Genomic DNA, 17,970 nt, shown 5'->3' with positions numbered 1-17,970 from the left:
CTCGAAGTCCCGCACACCGAGGACCGGTTGGAGCTGGAGACGGCCGCCGACGCCACCGTCACCTGGCTCGTACGGGACGAGGGCGCGCCGTCCGCCGTGGCGGCGGTCGCGGCGGCCAAACTGCCGGGCTCCGCGCCGTACGTCTGGCTCTCGGGCGAGTCCGGCTCGGTGAAGGCGCTGCGCCGCCACTTCGTCCGCGAGCGCGGACTCGACCGGCGGCGGGTCACCTTCGTCGGCTACTGGCGCAAGGGCCTGTCCGAGGACGCGCTGCGTGAAGTCCCGGACGAGACAAAGGAAGAGGCGCGGGCCGAGGCCGCCTGAACCTCCCCGGAAGAAGCGCGGGCCGGCACGTAGCGGACCGCCCTCGCGGCACCGTGAAGACCACCACTCCCCCGCCACACCCCCTGAAAGCCCCTCGATTCCACGGAATTGAGGGGCTTTCACTTATTCAAAGTTAGGTTAGGCTAACCTTACTCAAACCGACCGAGTCCGCTCCCGGAAGGGCCACCCCCCATGCGCTCCCACCTGCTCAACGACACGACGGCGGACGTCTACCGACGCTCCGCCACCGAAGGAGTCGAGCGAGTGGCCCGCCGGCTCGCCACGACGCGCGGCCCGTTCAGCGGGGTCACGCCCGCCGAACTCGCCCCCGTGGTCGACGCCGTGGACCTCGACCGGCCACTAGGCAACGTCCGCGCCGCCCTCGACGAGCTGGAGGACGTCTATCTGCGGGACGCGGTCTACTTCCACCACCCCCGCTACCTCGCGCACCTCAACTGCCCGGTGGTGATCCCCGCCCTCGTCGGCGAGGCGATCCTGTCCGCCGTCAACTCCTCCCTGGACACCTGGGACCAGAGCGCCGGCGGCACCCTCATCGAGCGCCGGCTGATCGACTGGACGACCGCCCGGATCGGCCTCGGTCCGCTCGCGGACGGCGTGTTCACCAGCGGCGGCAGCCAGTCCAACCTCCAGGCCCTGCTGCTCGCCCGCGAGGAGGCGAGCCCGGTCGACACCTCCCAGCTGCGGATCTTCGCCTCCGAGTGCGGCCACTTCAGCGTCCAGAAGTCGGCCAAACTGCTCGGCCTCGGCCCGGACGCCGTCGTCACCATCCCGGTCGACGACGAGCGCCGGATGCAGTCGGTGGTCCTCGCCGCCGAACTCGCCGCCTGCCGCGCCGAGGGCCTGATCCCGATGGCCGTCGTCGCCACCGCCGGCACCACCGACTTCGGTTCGATCGACCCGCTGCCGGAGATCGCCGCGCTGGCCGCCGAGTACGGCGCCTGGATGCACGTCGACGCCGCCTACGGCTGCGGACTGCTCGCCTCACCGACCCGCCGCCACCTCCTGGACGGCATCGAGCAGGCCGACTCCGTCACCGTCGACTACCACAAGTCCTTCTTCCAGCCGGTGAGTTCGTCCGCCGTGCTGGTCCGCGACGGGGCGACGCTGCGGCACGCCACGTACCACGCGGACTACCTCAACCCGCGCCGCGCGGTCGCCGAGCGGATACCCAACCAGGTCGACAAGTCCCTCCAGACCACCCGCCGTTTCGACGCCCTCAAACTGTGGATGACCCTGCGCGTCATGGGCGCCGACGGCATCGGCGGGCTCTTCGACGAGGTCTGCGCGCTGGCCCGGGAGGGCTACGCGCTGCTCGCCGCCGACTCCCGCTACGAGGTGGTCACCGCGCCCAGCCTGTCCACCCTCGTCTACCGCTACGTCCCCGAGCCGTCCGGCGCCGGCGTGTCCCCCGAGGACGTCGACCGCGCCAACCTGCACGCCCGCAAGGCCCTGTTCGCCTCCGGCGAGGCCGTGGTCGCGGGCACGAAGGTCGACGGCCGCCAGTACCTGAAGTTCACCCTGCTCAACCCCGAGACCACCGCGGCCGACATCGCCGCCGTCCTCGATCTGATCGCCGGCCACGCCGAGCAGTACCTGGGAGAGAACCTTGTCCACGCCTGAGACGCGCCAGTCGCCCGAGACGGCCGCCACGGCCCCGACGCCCGACCGTTACGACTTCATCGGCATCGGGCTCGGCCCCTTCAACCTGGGCCTCGCCTGCCTGACCGAGCCGATCGCCGAACTGAACGGCCTCTTCCTGGAGTCCAAGCCGGACTTCGAGTGGCACTCGGGCATGTTCCTGGACGGCGCCCACCTCCAGACGCCGTTCCTGTCGGACCTCGTCACCCTCGCCGACCCGACCTCCCCGTACACCTTCCTCAACTACCTGAAGGAGAAGGGCCGGCTCTACTCCTTCTACATCCGCGAGAACTTCTACCCGCTGCGCACCGAGTACAACGACTACTGCCGCTGGGCCGCCGCGAAGCTGTCCTCGATCCGGTTCGGCACCACGGTCGCCTCCGTCTCCTTCGACGAGGCCGCCGAGGAGTACGTGGTGACCACCGAGGCCGGCGCCACCTACCGGGCCCGCCGGATCGTGCTCGGCACCGGCACCACCCCGGTCGTCCCCGAGTCCTGCCAGGGCCTCGGCGGCGACGTCCTGCACACCTCGCGCTACATGCCGAACCGCGAGGCGCTGCTGAAGAAGAAGTCCATCACCCTGGTCGGCAGCGGCCAGAGCGCCGCCGAGATCTACTACGACCTGCTCGGCGGGATCCACGAGCACGGCTACCGGCTGAACTGGGTGACCCGCTCCCCGCGCTTCTTCCCGCTGGAGTACACCAAGCTCACCCTGGAGATGACCTCGCCCGAGTACGTGGACTACTTCCACGCGCTCCCCGAGGACACCCGCTACCGCCTGGAGAAGGAGCAGAAGGGCCTGTTCAAGGGCATCGACGGCGCGCTCGTCGACGCCATCTTCGATCTGCTCTACCAGAAGAACCTGGACGGCCCCGTCCCCACCCGGCTGCTCACCAACTCCGCGCTGACCTCGGCCCGTTACGACGAGGCGGCGGGCACGTACAGCCTGGGCTTTTGCCAGGAGGAGATGGGCGAGGACTTCGAGCTGGAGAGCGAGGGCCTGGTCCTCGCCACCGGTTACGGCTACGAGCCGCCCGCCTTCCTCGCGCCGATCGCGGACCGGCTGGTCCAAGACGGCCGGGGCCGCTTCGACGCCGCCCGCAACTACGCGATCGACGTCACCGGCCACGGCGTCTACCTCCAGAACGCCGGCGTCCACAGCCACTCCGTGACCTCGCCGGACCTGGGCATGGGCCCGTACCGCAACGCCTACATCATCGGCGACATGCTCGGCGCCGAGTACTACCCGGTCGAGAAGACCATCGCGTTCCAGGAGTTCGGCATATGACCACCGCCGCAGGCATCAGCGTCCGCCCCCTCGACCCCGCCGGGGACGCGGAGCTCGTCCACGGCTGGGTCACCCACCCCAAGGCCGCCTTCTGGATGATGGGGGACGCGTCGGTCCAGGACGTCGAGCATGCCTACGCGGAGATCGCCGCGCACCCGCACCACGACGCCTTCATCGGCCTCGTCGACGGGGCGCCCGCCTTCCTCATGGAGCGCTACGACCCCGCCCAGGTCGAACTGGTCGGCCTGTACGACCCGTTGCCCGGCGATGTCGGCATGCACTTCCTCGTCGCGCCGACCGACACCCCCGTGCGCGGCTTCACCCGCCGGGTCATCACCGGCGTGATGCGCGAACTCTTCGCCGACCCGGCCACCGTCCGCGTGGTCGTCGAGCCGGACGTCCGCAACGCCGCCGTGCACACGCTCAACAAGGCCGTCGGCTTCGTGCCCGAGCGGGAGATCCGCAAGCCGGAGAAGAACGCCCTGCTGAGCTTCTGCACCCGCGCGGACTTCGAAGCCGCGACCGCGACCGGGACGCCGACCGCCGAGACCGAGACCGCCACCGACACCGCGACGCCGTCCGGGGCCGGCGCCGGTGCCGCCGTCGCCCACCTCACCCCCGCCCTGTGGGCCGACGCCACCCGCGCGCTGATCCGCAAGGGCCTCGCCGAGTTCACCCACGAGCGGCTGCTGACCCCGCGCGAGACGGCCGACGGACGCTACGAGGTGCTCAGCGACGACGAGCGCACCACGTACCGCTTCACCGCCGACCGCTACGCGCTCGACCACTGGGACATCCGCCCCGAGTCGATCACCCGCCATCGCGACGGCACCGAACTCCCCCTCGACGCGCTCGCGTTCGTCACCGAACTGCGCGGCTGCCTCGGCCTCTCGGACACGGTCCTGCCGGTGTACCTGGAGGAGATCTCCGCGACCCTCGCCGGTACGGCGTTCAAGGCGACGAAGCCCGAGACGAGCGCCGCCACGCTGGCCCGCTCCGGCTTCCAGGACATCGAGACCGGGATGACCGAGGGCCACCCCTGTTTCGTCGCGAACAACGGCCGGCTCGGCTTCGGCGTCGACGAGTTCCGCGCGTACGCCCCCGAGGCCGCCACGCCCGTCCACCTCGTCTGGCTGGCCGCGCATCGCGACCGGACCACGTTCACCGCCGGGGCGGGCATCGACTACGAGCGCTTCATCCGCGCCGAGCTGGGCGACACGGCCGTGGACGGCTTCGCCGCCGTCCTGGCCGCCCGCGGCCTGGACCTCGCGGACTACCTCCTCGTGCCCGTGCACCCCTGGCAGTGGTGGAACAAGCTGAGCGTCACGTTCGCCGCCGAAGTCGCCCAGGAGCGGCTGGTGTTCCTGGGCGAGGGCGACGACGCCTATCTGGCCCAGCAGTCCATCCGTACCTTCTTCAACACCTCCGACCCGGCGAAGCACTATGTGAAGACGGCCCTGTCCGTCCTCAACATGGGCTTCATGCGCGGACTTTCGGCGGCCTACATGGCGGCGACCCCCGCCATCAACGACTGGCTGGCCGAACTGATAGCGGCGGACCCGGTGTTCACGGCGGTCCGGTTCTCGATCATCCGCGAGCGGGCGGCCGTCGGCTACCGTCACCTGGAGTTCGAGGCGGCCACCGACCGCTACTCCCCCTACCGCAAGATGCTGGCCGCGCTGTGGCGCGAGTCGCCGGTGGCCTCCCTCGCCGAGGGCGAGCGGCTCGCCACCATGGCCTCGCTGCTGCACACCGACCGCGCCGGCGCGTCCTTCGCGGGCGCGCTGATCAAGGACTCGGGCCTGACCCCGGCCGACTGGCTGCGCCGCTACCTCGACGCGTATCTGCTGCCGGTGCTGCACAGCTTCTACGCGTACGACCTGGCGTACATGCCGCACGGCGAGAACGTGATCCTCGTCCTCGACGAGCGCGGCACGGTCGTGCGGGCGGTGTTCAAGGACATCGCCGAGGAGATCGTGATCATGGACCCGGAGGCGGTGCTGCCGCCGACGGTGGACCGGATCCGCGCCGACGTGCCCGAGGACATGCGGCTCCTGTCGGTCTTCACGGACGTCTTCGACTGCTTCTTCCGCTTCCTCGGCGCCACCCTGGCCGCCGAGGGCGTGCTGGGCGAGGACGACTTCTGGCGGACGGTCGCCGCGTGCGTACGGGACTACCAGGCGGACCACCCCGAGCTGGCCGAGCGCTTCGCGCGGTACGACATGTTCACGCCCACCTTCGCGCTGTCCGCGCTGAACCGGCTCCAGCTGCGGGACAACAAGCAGATGGTGGACCTGGCGGACCCGTCGGGAGCGCTCCAGCTGGTCGGCGAGCTGGAGAACCCGATCGCCCGGTTCGTCTGACCGGGAGCGGACGCGGAAGGCGGCCGCGTAAAAGAAGGCCGCGTAAAGAAGGCCGCGTAAAGAAGGCCGCGTAAAAGAAGAAGGAAAAGACAGGGACCCGGGTGCGGGCCCCGGCGGAGTACGGTCCTCCGCCGGGGCCCGCACCCGTACGTTCATACCCCAACACTGCGCGACCGTCCGGCCACTCCGCGTATCGAACACCCCTCCCCCTCGATCAAGGTTCAGACCAATGAGCCCGTTCGGGGGTGTGATCATGGCGGCACTTGCCCGTTTTCGGGCAAGATTCTTGCATTGCCCATCGATCAAGCCGCAAAATTCACGGGTGCTCGAACGCCGACCGTCGCACGACGACCTCATCGACCATCTGGTCCGCAGCACCGCGCTCCGGCGCGGTGAGGCCGCCCGGGTGGTGCTCGACGTGCTGGCGTACTTCGACGAGTCGACCGAGGAGTTCGTGCGGCGCCGCCACCGCGAGCTCCAGGCCGGCGGTTCCGTGAACGCGCAGATCTTCGAACAGATCGCGTCCGAACTGCCACACCGCGCCGTGGCGCCACCGGAGCTCTCCCTCCGGCAGCTGCGCCGCATCGTGTACGGCTGACAGCGACCGGACCGGCCCCCACGGGCCGGCGAACGGAACGAAGCGAAGCGACCGGGCATCACCACCGGACTTTGGAGGGTCAACACTCGTATGTGCGGAATCGTCGGTTACATCGGCAAGCGTGACGTCGCCCCCCTGCTGCTCGAAGGGCTGCAGCGCCTGGAGTACCGGGGTTACGACTCCGCCGGCATCGTCGTCACCAGCCCCAAGGCCGCCGGCCTGAAGATGGTCAAGGCCAAGGGCCGGGTCCGCGACCTGGAGGCCCGGGTCCCCAAGCGCTTCGCGGGCACCACCGGTATCGCGCACACCCGCTGGGCCACCCACGGCGCCCCGAGCGACGTCAACGCCCACCCGCACCTCGACCCCGAGAACAAGGTCGCCGTCGTCCACAACGGCATCGTCGACAACGCGGCCGAGCTGCGCGTCCGCCTGGAGGCGGAGGGCGTCGTCTTCGCGTCCGAGACCGACACCGAGGTCATCACCCACCTCATCGCCCGCTCCCAGGCCGACACCCTGGAGGAGAAGGTCCGCGAGGCGCTGAAGAGCATCGAGGGCACGTACGGCATCGCCGTCATGCACGCCGACTTCAACGACCGCATCGTGGTGGCCCGCAACGGCTCCCCGGTCGTCCTCGGCATCGGCGAGAAGGAGATGTTCGTCGCCTCCGACGTCGCCGCCCTGGTCGCCCACACCCGCCAGGTCGTCACCCTCGACGACGGCGAGATGGCCACCCTCAAGGCCGACGACTTCCGCACGTACACGACGACCGGCGCGTCCACCCAGGCCACGCCCGAGACCGTGGAGTGGGAGGCCGCCTCGTACGACATGGGCGGCCACGACACGTACATGCACAAGGAGATCAGCGAGCAGCCCGACGCGGTCGACCGCGTGCTGCGCGGCCGGATCGACGACCGCTTCTCCACCGTGCACCTCGGCGGCCTGAACCTGGACGCCCGCGAGGCCCGCTCCATCCGCCGCATCAAGATCCTCGGCTGCGGCACCTCGTACCACGCCGGTCTCATCGGCGCCGGTCTCATCGAGGGCATGGCCCGTATCCCGGCCGACGCCGAGCCGGCCTCCGAGTTCCGCTACCGCAACCCGGTGGTCGACCCGGACACCCTCTACATCGCCGTCTCCCAGTCCGGTGAGACGTACGACGTGCTCGCCGCCGTCCAGGAGCTGAAGCGCAAGGGCGCCCGCGTCCTCGGCGTGGTCAACGTGGTCGGCTCCGCGATCGCCCGCGCGGCGGACGGCGGCATGTACGTGCACGCCGGCCCCGAGGTCTGCGTCGTCTCCACCAAGTGCTTCACCAACACGGTCGTCGCCTTCGCGCTGCTCGCGCTGCACCTCGGCCGGATCCGCGATCTGTCGGTCACCGACGGCAAGCGGATCATCGAGGGCCTGCGCCGGCTGCCCGGCCAGATCGAGGAGATCCTCAAGGACGAGGACGAGATCAAGAAGCTGGCGCAGCAGTACGCGGGCGCCCAGTCGATGATGTTCATCGGCCGCGTCCGGGGCTACCCGGTCGCCCTGGAGGCCTCCCTCAAGCTGAAGGAGATCTCCTACATCCACGCCGAGGCCTACCCGGCCTCCGAGCTGAAGCACGGCCCGCTGGCCCTCATCGAGCCGGCCCTGCCGACGGTCGCGATCGTCCCCGACGACGCCCTGCTGGAGAAGAACCGCGCCGCCCTCGAAGAGATCAAGGCCCGCAGCGGCCCGATCCTCGCGGTCGCGCACCAGCCGCAGGAGAAGGCCGACCACACCATCGTCGTGCCGAAGAACGAGGACGAGCTCGACCCCATCCTGATGGGCATCCCGCTCCAGCTCCTCGCGTACCACACGGCGCTCGCCATGGGCCGCGACATCGACAAGCCGCGCAACCTGGCGAAGTCCGTCACGGTCGAGTAGCCGGCCCGTCCGGGCCTGTCTCCCGGACCCCCGGCCGCGGGCCTGTCCCCCGCGGCCGGCCGGACACAGCGGAGCCCCCGCGCATCCCAGGTGCGCGGGGGCTCCGCGCTTGTGGCGGGCGAGTGCCTGTACGGGCGTACGTGGCGCACGGAGCCCCTACGAGCCCCGTCCCGGCGGGAGTTAGGCCTCACGGCCCGTCAGCTCGCCGTACCGGGGCCCGGGTTGGAGCGAGGTGTCGGACCAGGGCCCGGCAACCGTTCCCCGCGCCCCCTCACCCCTCCCCCTCACCCCTCCTCCGCGGCCGTTCTCCGGCGCGCGGAGTCCGGCATCCGGTACGCCGTGTCCGGCGCGCGTGGCGTGAAACGCCCCTGCCGGACCGGCCGGGTGTTACGGAGCAGGGGTTACGGAGCACCCCGAGGCGTCAGGGGATGACGACGACGGGACGCTGGGCGCGGCGGGCGAGCCGGCCGGCGACCGAGCCGAAGATCCGGCCCACGATGCCGTGCGTGGAGCCCACGACGATCGCGTCCGCCGCGTACTCCTTGCCGACCTCCTCCAGTTCGTGACAGATGTCCCCGCCGCGTTCGACGAGGATCCAGGGGACCTCGGACAGGTAGTCGGCGCAGGCGAGTTCGAGCCCGAGCACTTCGGTGCGGTGGTCCGGCACGTCCACGAAGACCGGTGGTTCGCAGCCGGCCCACACGGTGGTGGGGAGTCGGTTGGCGACGTGCACGATGATCAGGGCGGAGCCTGACCTGCGTGCCATGCCAATGGCGTACGCGAGTGCGCGTTCACTGGATGTCGAGCCGTCGAAGCCCACGACGACTCCGTGCCGGAAGGCCGGATCGCAGGCGTGACGGGGCTGTTCCACCGCGAGGGGGTCGACCGTGGAGTCGGCGACGCGCTTGCGGTCCGCGGGTTCGGGGAATTCGTGACCGGCCATCGGTGTCTCGGCGGAGAGAGTCCTCTGTGGAGGAGCGGAAAGGACGGGGAGCGGAACAACGGTTGGCGGCGGAGCTGTGTCCGGGAATCATCTTCCCAAGCCCATACCCCCAAGGGTACGGCGGCACTCCTCTCGTGCCCAGGTACGCCACCGCGGGCGTTCGGACGGTTCCAGGGAGCATGCACGAGGCCCGTGCCGCTGCGCAATGCCGGAAAGGCCCTCTCCGCGTCCGTTCGGCCCCGGAGCGCGACCCCGGCGGGCCCCGTATCCGGTGAACGGAGCGTTCCGTTCCCCATTTGCCCAGGTCAGCGCCGGTGTCGCGGAATCAACCCGGGCTCCCGCCGTCACCCCTCGGCCGTCAGCTCGACGTCCACCCGACGCCCCGTGTGTCAGCCGGGACGGTGATGGCCGGCCCTGCGCCGTCCACCCGCACCGGCGCGCGCCGCGGGGGTGAAGGGGTGCGCCGGGCGCTCATAGGCGCGCGTCGTGAAGGTCGGGTCCCGGCCGTGATCGGTTGCGCGCCGGGCCCGCGCGCGGAGCCGTACCGGAGCCCTACCGAGCGGGCGGCCAGGCCGTGTTCCCCTTCTTTCCCGTCCGTCCCACCCGTCCCGGCGGCCACGAGGGCCGCCCGGCGCCCGTGTTGTGCCGGCCGGCGCCTACGACGCGGTAACTTCCGCGGAAGTTGACAGCCTGGGCCGCCAGACTGCGTATGTTTTCAGCCAACTTCCAAAGATCAGCCAATCCCTGGCCGAAGAGCGGTCGACCCGCGTACGCCCAGGCATGACGGCGTTACGGCGCGCCACACGATCGAACGCTTCGCGCCAAGTTGTCATGTCGACAATGTGCCGGAAGGAGAAGTTGTCACGTCGGCGCCATGGGACACAGTAGATTCGATCATGGGTACCGAAGACTGGGGTCTCGCGCAAAACCAAGGGGAAACGTGGCAATCCGACACGACCAGGGAGACGCCAACACCGAGGGGGGCTTAGCGTCATGAGCCAGGACTCCGCCGCACCGGAGGCGGCGGTACGGAAACTGTCCGGGCGCCGCCGTCGCGAAGTCGTCGCGGTACTGCTGTTCAGCGGCGGCCCCATCTTCGAGAGCTCGATTCCGCTCTCCGTATTCGGCATCGACCGCCAGGACGCGGGAGTTCCGCGTTACCGGCTGCTCGTCTGCGCCGGCGAAGAGGGTCCGCTGCGGACCACGGGCGGACTCGAACTCTCCGCGCCCTACGGCCTGGAGGCGATCAGCCGTGCCGGCACGGTCGTCGTACCGGCCTGGCGCTCGATCACCTCGCCGCCGCCGCCGGAAGCGCTCGAAGCGCTCCGCCGGGCGCACGAGGAAGGAGCACGCATCGTCGGTCTGTGCACCGGCGCGTTCGTGCTCGCCGCCGCCGGGCTGCTCGACGGCCGCCCGGCGACCACGCACTGGATGTACGCGCCGACGCTCGCCAAGCGCTACCCGTCGGTCCATGTGGACCCGCGGGAGCTCTTCGTCGACGACGGCGACGTACTGACCTCGGCCGGCACCGCGGCCGGAATCGATCTGTGTCTGCACATCGTGCGGACCGACCACGGCACGGAGGCCGCGGGCGCCCTGGCGCGCCGGCTGGTCGTCCCGCCGCGGCGCAGTGGCGGTCAGGAGCGCTACCTCGACAGGTCTTTACCCGAGGAGATCGGCGCCGACCCGCTGGCCGAGGTCGTCGCCTGGGCGCTGGAACACCTCCACGAGCAGTTCGACGTGGAGACGCTCGCGGCGCGCGCGTACATGTCACGGCGGACGTTCGACCGCCGCTTCCGCTCGCTGACCGGTTCGGCTCCGCTCCAGTGGCTGATCACCCAGCGGGTGCTCCAGGCGCAGCGGCTCCTGGAGACCTCCGACTACTCGGTCGACGAGGTCGCCGGGCGCTGTGGCTTCCGCTCGCCGGTGGCCCTGCGCGGGCACTTCCGGCGCCAGCTGGGCTCGTCGCCGGCCGCGTACCGGGCGGCTTACCGCGCCCGGCGTCCGCAGGGCGACGGCGGTCCGGCGCTGCTCGACGCGGCCGTCCCGGTGGCCCAGGTGCCCGCCCAGGCCCAGGCCGGGATGGGTGCGGGAATGGGTGCTGGGATGGGGAGCATGCCGGGGATGTCCGGTGGCATGCCGGGGGCGATGCAGGCCCAGGCGGGTCCGCCGCCGGTGCTGCGCCGTCCCGGTGGGCCGATGGAGCCGGGCAAACCGGCCTCGGACGCCTTCACCCCGGGCCGCCCGGCCCTGCCGGGCCAGCGCAGCGCGCCCTAGCAGAAGCGGGGCCGCCTGCGGCCCGCGCCGAGATCGACCGAACGAAGGGTTTCCCGGGATCGCCTCCCGGGAAGCCCTTCGTTCGTCGTACGGCCATAAGGTAGGACGCATGAACGATCGCATGGTGTGGATCGACTGCGAGATGACCGGGCTCTCGCTGACGGACGACGCACTCATCGAGGTGGCCGCACTGGTCACCGACTCGGAACTGAACGTACTCGGCGAAGGTGTGGACGTCGTGATCCGCCCGCCGGACGCGGCCCTGGAGACCATGCCGGAGATCGTGCGCGACATGCACACGAAGTCCGGGCTGCTCGACGCGCTCGCCGGGGGCACCACCCTCGCCGACGCGGAGGCCCAGGTGCTCGCGTACATCCGCGAGCACGTCAAGGAGCCCGGAAAGGCTCCGCTGTGCGGAAACTCGGTCGGCACCGACCGGGGCTTCCTCGCGCGGGACATGCCGGCCCTGGAGGGGCACCTCCACTACCGGATCGTCGATGTCTCCTCGATCAAGGAACTGGCCCGCCGCTGGTACCCGAGGGCGTACTTCAACAGTCCGGAGAAGAACGGCAACCACCGGGCCCTCGCCGACATCCGCGATTCCATCGCGGAGCTGCGGTACTACCGGGAGGCGGTCTTCGTCCCGCAGCCCGGTCCCGACTCGGAGACCGCGAAGCAGATCGCGGCGCGCCACACCGTCCCGGCCGACCCGGCCTGACCGTCCCGCCCCAGGGGGCGCCCCGGACCCCCGGGACGCCCCCGCTCGCGCTCGCCGGGACCCCGTCGAAGCACCGTCGGGACCCCCTCGGAACGCCTCCGGAACCCCGCCGGAACGCCGCTCGGAAAACGTGTGCGCGAGCACCCCCAAAAACCCTGTAGACTTCTTCTCGGCCGGTCAGGGAAGCCCTCGGGCAGAAGACCGGACATGGTGGGTGTAGCTCAGCTGGTAGAGCACCTGGTTGTGGTCCAGGATGCCGCGGGTTCGAGTCCCGTCACTCACCCTGAAGATGAAGGGCCGGTTCGCGAAAGCGGACCGGCCCTTCATCGTTTCCGCCCTTTCCTCGCCCCTCCCCCACTCCTTCGGACGAGGGGCCGGGGTGACTGAGGAAGCCGCGCGGTGACGACACGACAGTTGTGACGCGCGCCACTTTTCTTGATTCGGGCGCCCTTTCTCCGGCCGGCCACCCTCCCTCCGTGCCACCCGTACGTACGCGGCGACGGCGATGCCCGTGTGACGTGGCGCACAAGGTGCGTGCTCCGGAGGTACGGGCGGGGCCGGCCCCGCGTCCCGCCCGGACTCCGCACAGGTGCCCGTGGGAATCGCCCATGTGGGTGATCAAGTGGCTTCGGCCCTCCTCGCGGCGGGCCCGCGCGCCAGGCTGGTCTCTCCCGGAAGGAGACGCCATGGCGCCCATGCCCCCGCCCTGCCCCCGGTGCACGCCCGCGCCGATGCTGTGGAAGGACACCACCCGCGCCGTCCCGGCCACACCGGAGCGGTGGACCTGGTTCTGCGCCTCCTGCCGCCGCCACTGGGAGCCGACCGCCCAGGAGAAGCTGGAGTTCACTCATGCGCCATGAGGATCGCGCAGTTCCCTGCATGCGGTCGGTTCCTGACCCTGCGGACCCGAGCAAGACCACGACCTGCACCGGCACCAAAAGCACCATCTGCGTCTACAACGACGACGGCACCGTCGCCTCGCAGTCGAGCTTCCCCTGCGGCACGTGCGGATCGCAGTAGCCCCAGACCCTGATCCCCGACAGATCCACGGGACGGCCAGGTCGGCTTGAGAGGACACCTTCGCCCATGCGCCCCCATCGCTTCACCGACTTCGTGCTCGACCTGGCCAAGAACGACCCCGCCGTCAGCCGCGCGCGGACGCTCGCCGAGGACGGCGACACGAAGCACCCGTTCGGCCTGTCCCTCACCATGACGTCGAGCGGCGAGAGCCGCTGGCAGTTCGCCGGCCAGTTGCCCGACGGGGCGAAGCACGAGGGCTTCACCGACGAACCCGTGACGGGCGACCCTGCCCCGGTGCTGGGGTCGCCGGACACCGCCGACGTTCCCGAGGCATGGTTCGCGGCCGTCCTCACCGCCGCGAAGTGCCCCGAGATCAAGGCGGTCGAACGGTGGTCCACCCGCCCCGCCGAGGCCGGCGAGCCAGGCCGCAACGGCCTCACCGTCACCTTCCACAACGGCGCCCGCATCTTCGCGCGCCAGATGTAGCGCCTCCCCGCCGGACCGCCTCCCCGACAGGCCCCTGTGCCCGGTCCCGAGCGCGGGCTACCTTCGGCGCGACGGGTCGTCGACGCAGGACGCAGGGGGAGCGCACATGATCACCACGGATGACGGAGTACGGCTCTGGGCCCGGCGGACGGGCTCCGGGGCGACTCCCCTGGTGCTGTGTCACGGCGGGCCCGGCATCCGGGACACCTTCGGGGAGCTCGCGGACCGGCTCGGCGACCGGTACGCGGTGCACCGCTGGGACCAGCGCGGGTGCGGGCGCTCCGAGGGGCGGGACGGGGGCGCGGAGGCGTACACGCTCGCCCGCGCGGTCGCCGATCTGGAAGCCGTACGACGGGGGTTCGGGCTTGAGCGGATGGTTCTGCTCGGGCATTCCTGGGGCGCGTACCTCGCCCTCCGCTACGCCCTCGACCACCCCCGGCAGGTCGAACGGCTGGTGTACGTCTCCGGTGTCGGCATCGGCCCGGAGGAAGAGTGGCGTCCGGCATATGCCGAGAATTTCCTCCGCGCCCTCGGGCCGCGCCGCCGCCACTGGGAGGAGTTGGCCGCGCTCCCCGACCCGTCGCCGGCGCAGGAGCGGAAGCAGTGCGTGCTGCGCTGGGCGACCGACTTCGCGGATCCGGACCGGGCGCTCCAGCAGGCGGCGCGGATGGCGACCCCCTGGTACGCGGACGGCATCCACACCGCCGCGGGCCGGTGGCTCGGGGCCGCCAAGCGCGCCGAGGACCCGGCGGCTCTGCTCGCGCGGTGCGCGCGGCTCGACGTGGAGACGGTCGTCGTGGACGGCGCCCTCGACATGCGCCCCCGGTCGGCGGTCGACTCGCTGGTGGCGGCGCTGCCCCGGGTGCGGCGGGTGACCCTGGCGGACGCCGGGCATATGCCGTGGGAGGAGGACTGGGAAGGGTTCCGGGCCGCCGTGACCGGGTGACGCGGGCGTACGAACGGGGGAGGCGCGGGCGGGTGCGTCCTGGCATATGCCCGGATGTCCGGACGCCCGTGGCTCAGCGGAAGACCGACGGCGGCGGTACGGGCGAGGGCTTGGCGCTCGCGTCGGTGACCGGGACCGCGCCTCCGGTGAAGTCGGCGAGGGCGCGGCCGTGTTCGACCCGGCCCGGGTGCGGGTCGGTCGCCACCCGCCGGGTCAGTTCGGCCACCGGCAGTTCCCGATCCGAGGCGAGCAGTACGGCGTTGCCGAAGCGCCGCCCGCGCCACACGGTCGGGTCGGCGGCCAGCGCGAGTTCGGGGAAGACGGTCGCGGCGGTCGCGATCTGGCCGCGCAGATGGGCGAGCGGCGGACCGTCGGCGAGGTTGGCCGCGTACCAGCCGTCCGGCCGCAGCACCCGCCGTACCTCGTGCAGGAACTCCGTACTGGTCAGATGCGCGGGCGTACGGGCTCCGCTGAACACGTCCGCGATGATCAGATCGGCCCAGCCGTCCGGTATCTTCCCGAGCCCGGCGCGGGCGTCGCCGGCGCGCACCCGGATCCGGGCGCCCGGGTCGAGCGGCAGCGCCCGGCGGACGAGCCGGACCAGCGGTTCGTCCAGTTCGACGATCTGCTGGGTGGAGCGGGGCCGGGTCGCGGCGACGTACCGGGCGAGGGTGAAGGCGCCGCCGCCGAGGTGCACGGCCTGGATGGGCCGGTTCGGCGGGGCGACGAGATCGGCGATGTGGCCGAGGCGCCGCTGGTACTCGAAGGAGAGGTACGCGGGGTCGTCGAGGTCGACGTGCGACTGCGGGGCGCCGTCGATGAGGAGCGTCCACGCGTGGGCGCGGTCCCGGTCGGGGACGATCTCGGCGAGCCCTCCGTCGACGGTCTCCACGACCGCCTCGGTTCCCGCCGGGCGTTCCCGCTCCCGGTCGCGGTCGCGGTCCCTCCCCCGTTCCTTCTGCTTGTTCCTGGCCACGCCCCCATTATCGGCGCGGGCGGCCGGGCCCCGCCCCACGGGCCCCACCTGCCCCACCAGCCCCGGGTTTCCCAGGTCCCGTCGGCGCCTACCGGCTGCCGTCCACCGCCTCGATGAGCCGGGCGGCCTCCCCCAGGGCCTCGCGCAGCATGACGGGGTCGGTCACCGCGCCGTCCTCGCCGGGCGGCAGCAGCCAGTCCGCCGGGCGCGTGGCGGCGCCGTCCGGGCCGGGCAGCCCGGGCGGCTCCGGGAGGCGCAGACCGCGCCCGTCGGTCCGCGTACAGGCGCTGCCCGGCACGTCCCAGGCCGCCGCCGTGCCGGGCGGCACCAGGAAGCCGAGGGTGTCGCACGCGCCGTCGTGCAGCACCGGGCCGACGGCCGGCGCGCCGCCCCGGCGCAGGATGTCCACCGCCTCCAGGCCCTGCCGGGCCGGGACGGTCACGAGATCACAGGGCTCGTCCGGCGCCGCCGGGGACGGGCCGGCATCGGCGTCGGCGTCCTGGGCGGGCGCTTGCCCCTCGGCCGACGGCGGAGACGAATCGGTCCGGGGCCGGGTGTGGGGAGGAGGCTGGTGCCGGGACGCCGGCCGCGCGTGCGCCGACGGCACCGGAGACGGAACCGGAGCCGGAGCCGGAGGCGGCGGAAGGGACGGCACCGGCCTCGGCGGCGCCGGGGCCGTCGTGCTCATCGGAGGCATCGGCGGTGACGGCGGCATCGGCGGCGATGACGGAATCGGTGGCATCGGCGGACTCGGCGGCATCGAGGACAGCGGCAGCGCGGGTGCCGCCGACGACAGTGACGCGGTGTGGTCGACGGCTCCGATGGCTCCGGTGGCTCCGGCCTCCATCATGGGACCCTCCTCGTGGGCGCAGAGGAGACGCGTTCGGCCTCTCCGCCCGGTTCAACGCCCTGCCGCGTCAACGGCAACGGCGGCGCGCCGCGCCAAAGGATGGCAGTTCATGGCAGATCACCGGCGAGATATCCGGTTTGTTGGCAAACTCCGCGTGAGCGGCTGGTAACAGCGGGTACGTTCGTGCCCGCCGGAACACCGGCAGCACCAGGAGAGGGCTCGGCCATGGCGTTGTCACGGGCAGTTCCCAATCTCGCTTTCCGCCAGCTGCGCGGGGGGCGTTCGCCGGCCGAGTTCGCGGCGCTCGTCCGCCGCTCGGCACGCGAGATCGGCGAGCGGGTCGCCTGCGACGCCCGCTACATCGGGCGCGTGGAGGCAGGCGAGATCCGCTGCCCGAACTACGCGTACGAGCGGGTTTTCCTGCACATGTTCCCCGGGCTGAGCCTCGCGGACCTGGGGTTCTCGGCGAGGGAGGCCGTCCGCGGCCGCGGCGCGGCCATGTCGCCCTCCCCCGCCCTCACCACCCGGAACGATGAGGAGAGCGACGTGCTGCGTCGCGCATTCATGACCGGCGGCACCGCCACCCTTGCGGCCGCCTCCCTGGGACTGGACGACGGCCCCGCCGTCGCGGTCCCCGCGCCCCGCGGCGCCCGCCGCGTCGGCGACACCGAGGTCCGCGCCGTCGAGGACGCCGTACGGAGGATCCGGCTGCTCGACGACCGGTACGGCGCCGAACGCCTCTACCAGCGGGCCACCCAGCCGCTGCGGGCCGCGTACGCCCTGCTCGACGCGGGCGGCACGGCCCGCCGCGACACCGCCGGACGGCTGCACAACGGAGCCGGCGAACTGGCCATCTCCGTCGGCTGGCTGGCCCATGACTCGGGCCGACTGGAGGACGCCCGCTCGCACTACGCCGAGGCCCTGGCCACCGCCCGGGTGGCCGGGGACGCGGCCCTGGAGGCGCACGCCTTCTGCAACACCTCGTTCCTGGCCCGGGATTCGCACCGGTACCACGAGGCGGTACGGGCCGCGGAGGCCGGACTGCGGGCCGCGCAGTCGCTCGGCTCGGCCCGGCTGCTCGCCCTGCTCAGTCTGCGGCTGGCCGGGGCGTGGGCCGGGCTCGGGGACCGGGCCGCCTGTGTACGGGCCCTGGCCCGCGCGCACACGTTCTTCGGGCGGGGCAGCGCCGACCAGGATCCGGAGTGGATGTCCTTCTTCGGTGAACCGGAGATGGAGGCGCTGGAGGCGAAGAGCTGGTCGCTGCTCGGCGACTGGTCGCGGGCCGCCCGGCACGCCCAGCGGGCCACCCTCCGCCAGGATCCGCACTTCGCCCGCAATCTCGCCCTCTACCGGGCCCAGTTGGCGATCGATCTGGCGCACGCGGGGCGGCCCGACGAGGCGGCGGCCGAGGTCCGCCGGGTCGAAGCGGCCCTGGAAGGCGTGGAGTCGGCACGCATCCGCCGCATGCTGTCGGAGACCCGCCAGGTCCTCGCCGGACGCTGACCCGGCCGACGCGACCGACCCGACCGACGCGACCCGTGCGACCCGCACGACCCGTGCGACCCGCACGACCCGTGCGACCCGCGTGACCCGCGCGAATGACACCGCCGACTCCCT

15 protein-coding genes, 1 tRNA gene and 2 pseudogenes are annotated in these 17,970 nt (G+C 71.9%); 15 read left to right on the top strand and 3 right to left on the bottom strand.

Annotated features, from left to right (window positions below; genetic code table 11):
* The 7 genes and pseudogenes from ABZ990_RS28400 to glmS all read left to right on the top strand — a co-directional run.
* On the top strand, nucleotides 1-321 hold a 321-nt coding region (locus ABZ990_RS28400; protein WP_361237504.1), incomplete at its 5' end, for a siderophore-interacting protein.
* Between the two features lie 192 nt (nucleotides 322-513).
* Nucleotides 514-1,962: an aspartate aminotransferase family protein gene (locus ABZ990_RS28395; RefSeq protein WP_361237501.1), complete on the top strand. Its 1,449-nt coding sequence runs from the start codon at nucleotides 514-516 to the stop codon at nucleotides 1,960-1,962.
* Nucleotides 1,949-3,268: a SidA/IucD/PvdA family monooxygenase gene (locus tag ABZ990_RS28390; protein ID WP_361237498.1), complete on the top strand. Its 1,320-nt coding sequence runs from the start codon at nucleotides 1,949-1,951 to the stop codon at nucleotides 3,266-3,268. Before ABZ990_RS28395 ends, ABZ990_RS28390 begins: the two co-directional genes overlap by 14 nt.
* Nucleotides 3,265-3,720 (top strand): annotated as a pseudogene (locus ABZ990_RS28385) (GNAT family N-acetyltransferase); the annotation flags it as partial. The gene ABZ990_RS28390 and the pseudogene ABZ990_RS28385, both read left to right, overlap by 4 nt.
* 171 nt (nucleotides 3,721-3,891) lie before the next feature.
* Nucleotides 3,892-5,631, top strand: coding sequence for an IucA/IucC family siderophore biosynthesis protein (locus ABZ990_RS28380; protein ID WP_361237519.1), 1,740 nt, complete (start codon nucleotides 3,892-3,894; stop codon nucleotides 5,629-5,631).
* A 322-nt stretch (nucleotides 5,632-5,953) separates the two neighbouring features.
* Nucleotides 5,954-6,229, top strand: coding sequence for a hypothetical protein (locus ABZ990_RS28375; RefSeq protein WP_361237495.1), 276 nt, complete (start codon nucleotides 5,954-5,956; stop codon nucleotides 6,227-6,229).
* A gap of 90 nt (nucleotides 6,230-6,319) precedes the next feature.
* Nucleotides 6,320-8,137, top strand: a complete 1,818-nt coding sequence (glmS, locus tag ABZ990_RS28370; RefSeq protein ID WP_361237492.1) for a glutamine--fructose-6-phosphate transaminase (isomerizing) — start codon at nucleotides 6,320-6,322, stop codon at nucleotides 8,135-8,137.
* 421 nt (nucleotides 8,138-8,558) lie between these two features.
* Here glmS and ABZ990_RS28365 read toward each other — a convergent pair whose 3' ends face one another.
* On the bottom strand, nucleotides 8,559-9,080 hold the full coding sequence (locus tag ABZ990_RS28365) for a universal stress protein (protein ID WP_361237489.1): 522 nt from the start codon (nucleotides 9,078-9,080) through the stop codon (nucleotides 8,559-8,561).
* A 993-nt stretch (nucleotides 9,081-10,073) separates the two neighbouring features.
* On the opposite strand from ABZ990_RS28365, the gene ABZ990_RS28360 reads away from it, so the two are divergent.
* From ABZ990_RS28360 to ABZ990_RS28330, 7 genes are all read left to right on the top strand, one after another.
* Nucleotides 10,074-11,357, top strand: coding sequence for a helix-turn-helix domain-containing protein (locus tag ABZ990_RS28360; protein WP_361237486.1), 1,284 nt, complete (start codon nucleotides 10,074-10,076; stop codon nucleotides 11,355-11,357).
* 109 nt (nucleotides 11,358-11,466) lie between these two features.
* Nucleotides 11,467-12,075: an oligoribonuclease gene (orn, locus tag ABZ990_RS28355; protein WP_361237482.1), complete on the top strand. Its 609-nt coding sequence runs from the start codon at nucleotides 11,467-11,469 to the stop codon at nucleotides 12,073-12,075.
* 210 nt (nucleotides 12,076-12,285) lie between these two features.
* A tRNA-His gene (locus tag ABZ990_RS28350) sits at nucleotides 12,286-12,358 on the top strand.
* A gap of 403 nt (nucleotides 12,359-12,761) precedes the next feature.
* A complete protein-coding gene (locus ABZ990_RS28345; protein WP_361237479.1) occupies nucleotides 12,762-12,935 on the top strand; it encodes a hypothetical protein in 174 nt (57 codons plus the stop codon).
* 19 nt (nucleotides 12,936-12,954) lie between these two features.
* On the top strand, nucleotides 12,955-13,095 hold the full coding sequence (locus ABZ990_RS28340; protein ID WP_361237476.1) for a hypothetical protein: 141 nt from the start codon (nucleotides 12,955-12,957) through the stop codon (nucleotides 13,093-13,095).
* A gap of 66 nt (nucleotides 13,096-13,161) precedes the next feature.
* Nucleotides 13,162-13,581: a hypothetical protein gene (locus tag ABZ990_RS28335; RefSeq protein ID WP_361237473.1), complete on the top strand. Its 420-nt coding sequence runs from the start codon at nucleotides 13,162-13,164 to the stop codon at nucleotides 13,579-13,581.
* A 106-nt stretch (nucleotides 13,582-13,687) separates the two neighbouring features.
* Nucleotides 13,688-14,527, top strand: coding sequence for an alpha/beta fold hydrolase (locus tag ABZ990_RS28330; RefSeq protein WP_361237470.1), 840 nt, complete (start codon nucleotides 13,688-13,690; stop codon nucleotides 14,525-14,527).
* A 73-nt stretch (nucleotides 14,528-14,600) separates the two neighbouring features.
* Here ABZ990_RS28330 and ABZ990_RS28325 read toward each other — a convergent pair whose 3' ends face one another.
* Together ABZ990_RS28325 and ABZ990_RS28320 are read right to left on the bottom strand one after the other, a co-directional pair.
* On the bottom strand, nucleotides 14,601-15,419 hold the full coding sequence (locus ABZ990_RS28325; protein ID WP_361237516.1) for a fused MFS/spermidine synthase: 819 nt from the start codon (nucleotides 15,417-15,419) through the stop codon (nucleotides 14,601-14,603).
* Nucleotides 15,420-15,591: 172 nt separating this feature from the next.
* A pseudogene (locus ABZ990_RS28320) lies at nucleotides 15,592-15,960 on the bottom strand (hypothetical protein); the annotation flags it as partial.
* 618 nt (nucleotides 15,961-16,578) lie between these two features.
* Here ABZ990_RS28320 and ABZ990_RS28315 point away from each other — a divergent pair.
* Entirely contained in the window at nucleotides 16,579-17,856 is a 1,278-nt protein-coding gene (locus ABZ990_RS28315) for a tetratricopeptide repeat protein (protein WP_361237467.1), read from the top strand.
* Nucleotides 17,857-17,970 lie beyond the last annotated feature (114 nt).

This window comes from Streptomyces sp. NPDC046203, assembly GCF_040646255.1.
Taxonomy (GTDB): Bacteria; Actinomycetota; Actinomycetes; order Streptomycetales; family Streptomycetaceae; genus Streptomyces.
Note: the sequence above shows the minus strand (reverse complement) of the source record. Positions and strands in the feature narration are given on the sequence as shown.

Coding starts and splice junctions, on each gene's coding strand:
- ABZ990_RS28315 (WP_361237467.1), top strand. CDS start 16,579: ATGGCGTTGTCACGGGCAGTTCCCAATCTCGCTTTCCGCCAGCTGCGC.
- orn (WP_361237482.1), top strand. CDS start 11,467: ATGAACGATCGCATGGTGTGGATCGACTGCGAGATGACCGGGCTCTCG.
- ABZ990_RS28340 (WP_361237476.1), top strand. CDS start 12,955: ATGCGGTCGGTTCCTGACCCTGCGGACCCGAGCAAGACCACGACCTGC.
- ABZ990_RS28335 (WP_361237473.1), top strand. CDS start 13,162: ATGCGCCCCCATCGCTTCACCGACTTCGTGCTCGACCTGGCCAAGAAC.
- glmS (WP_361237492.1), top strand. CDS start 6,320: ATGTGCGGAATCGTCGGTTACATCGGCAAGCGTGACGTCGCCCCCCTG.
- ABZ990_RS28330 (WP_361237470.1), top strand. CDS start 13,688: ATGATCACCACGGATGACGGAGTACGGCTCTGGGCCCGGCGGACGGGC.
- ABZ990_RS28360 (WP_361237486.1), top strand. CDS start 10,074: ATGAGCCAGGACTCCGCCGCACCGGAGGCGGCGGTACGGAAACTGTCC.
- ABZ990_RS28365 (WP_361237489.1), bottom strand. CDS start 9,080: ATGGCCGGTCACGAATTCCCCGAACCCGCGGACCGCAAGCGCGTCGCC.
- ABZ990_RS28395 (WP_361237501.1), top strand. CDS start 514: ATGCGCTCCCACCTGCTCAACGACACGACGGCGGACGTCTACCGACGC.
- ABZ990_RS28345 (WP_361237479.1), top strand. CDS start 12,762: ATGGCGCCCATGCCCCCGCCCTGCCCCCGGTGCACGCCCGCGCCGATG.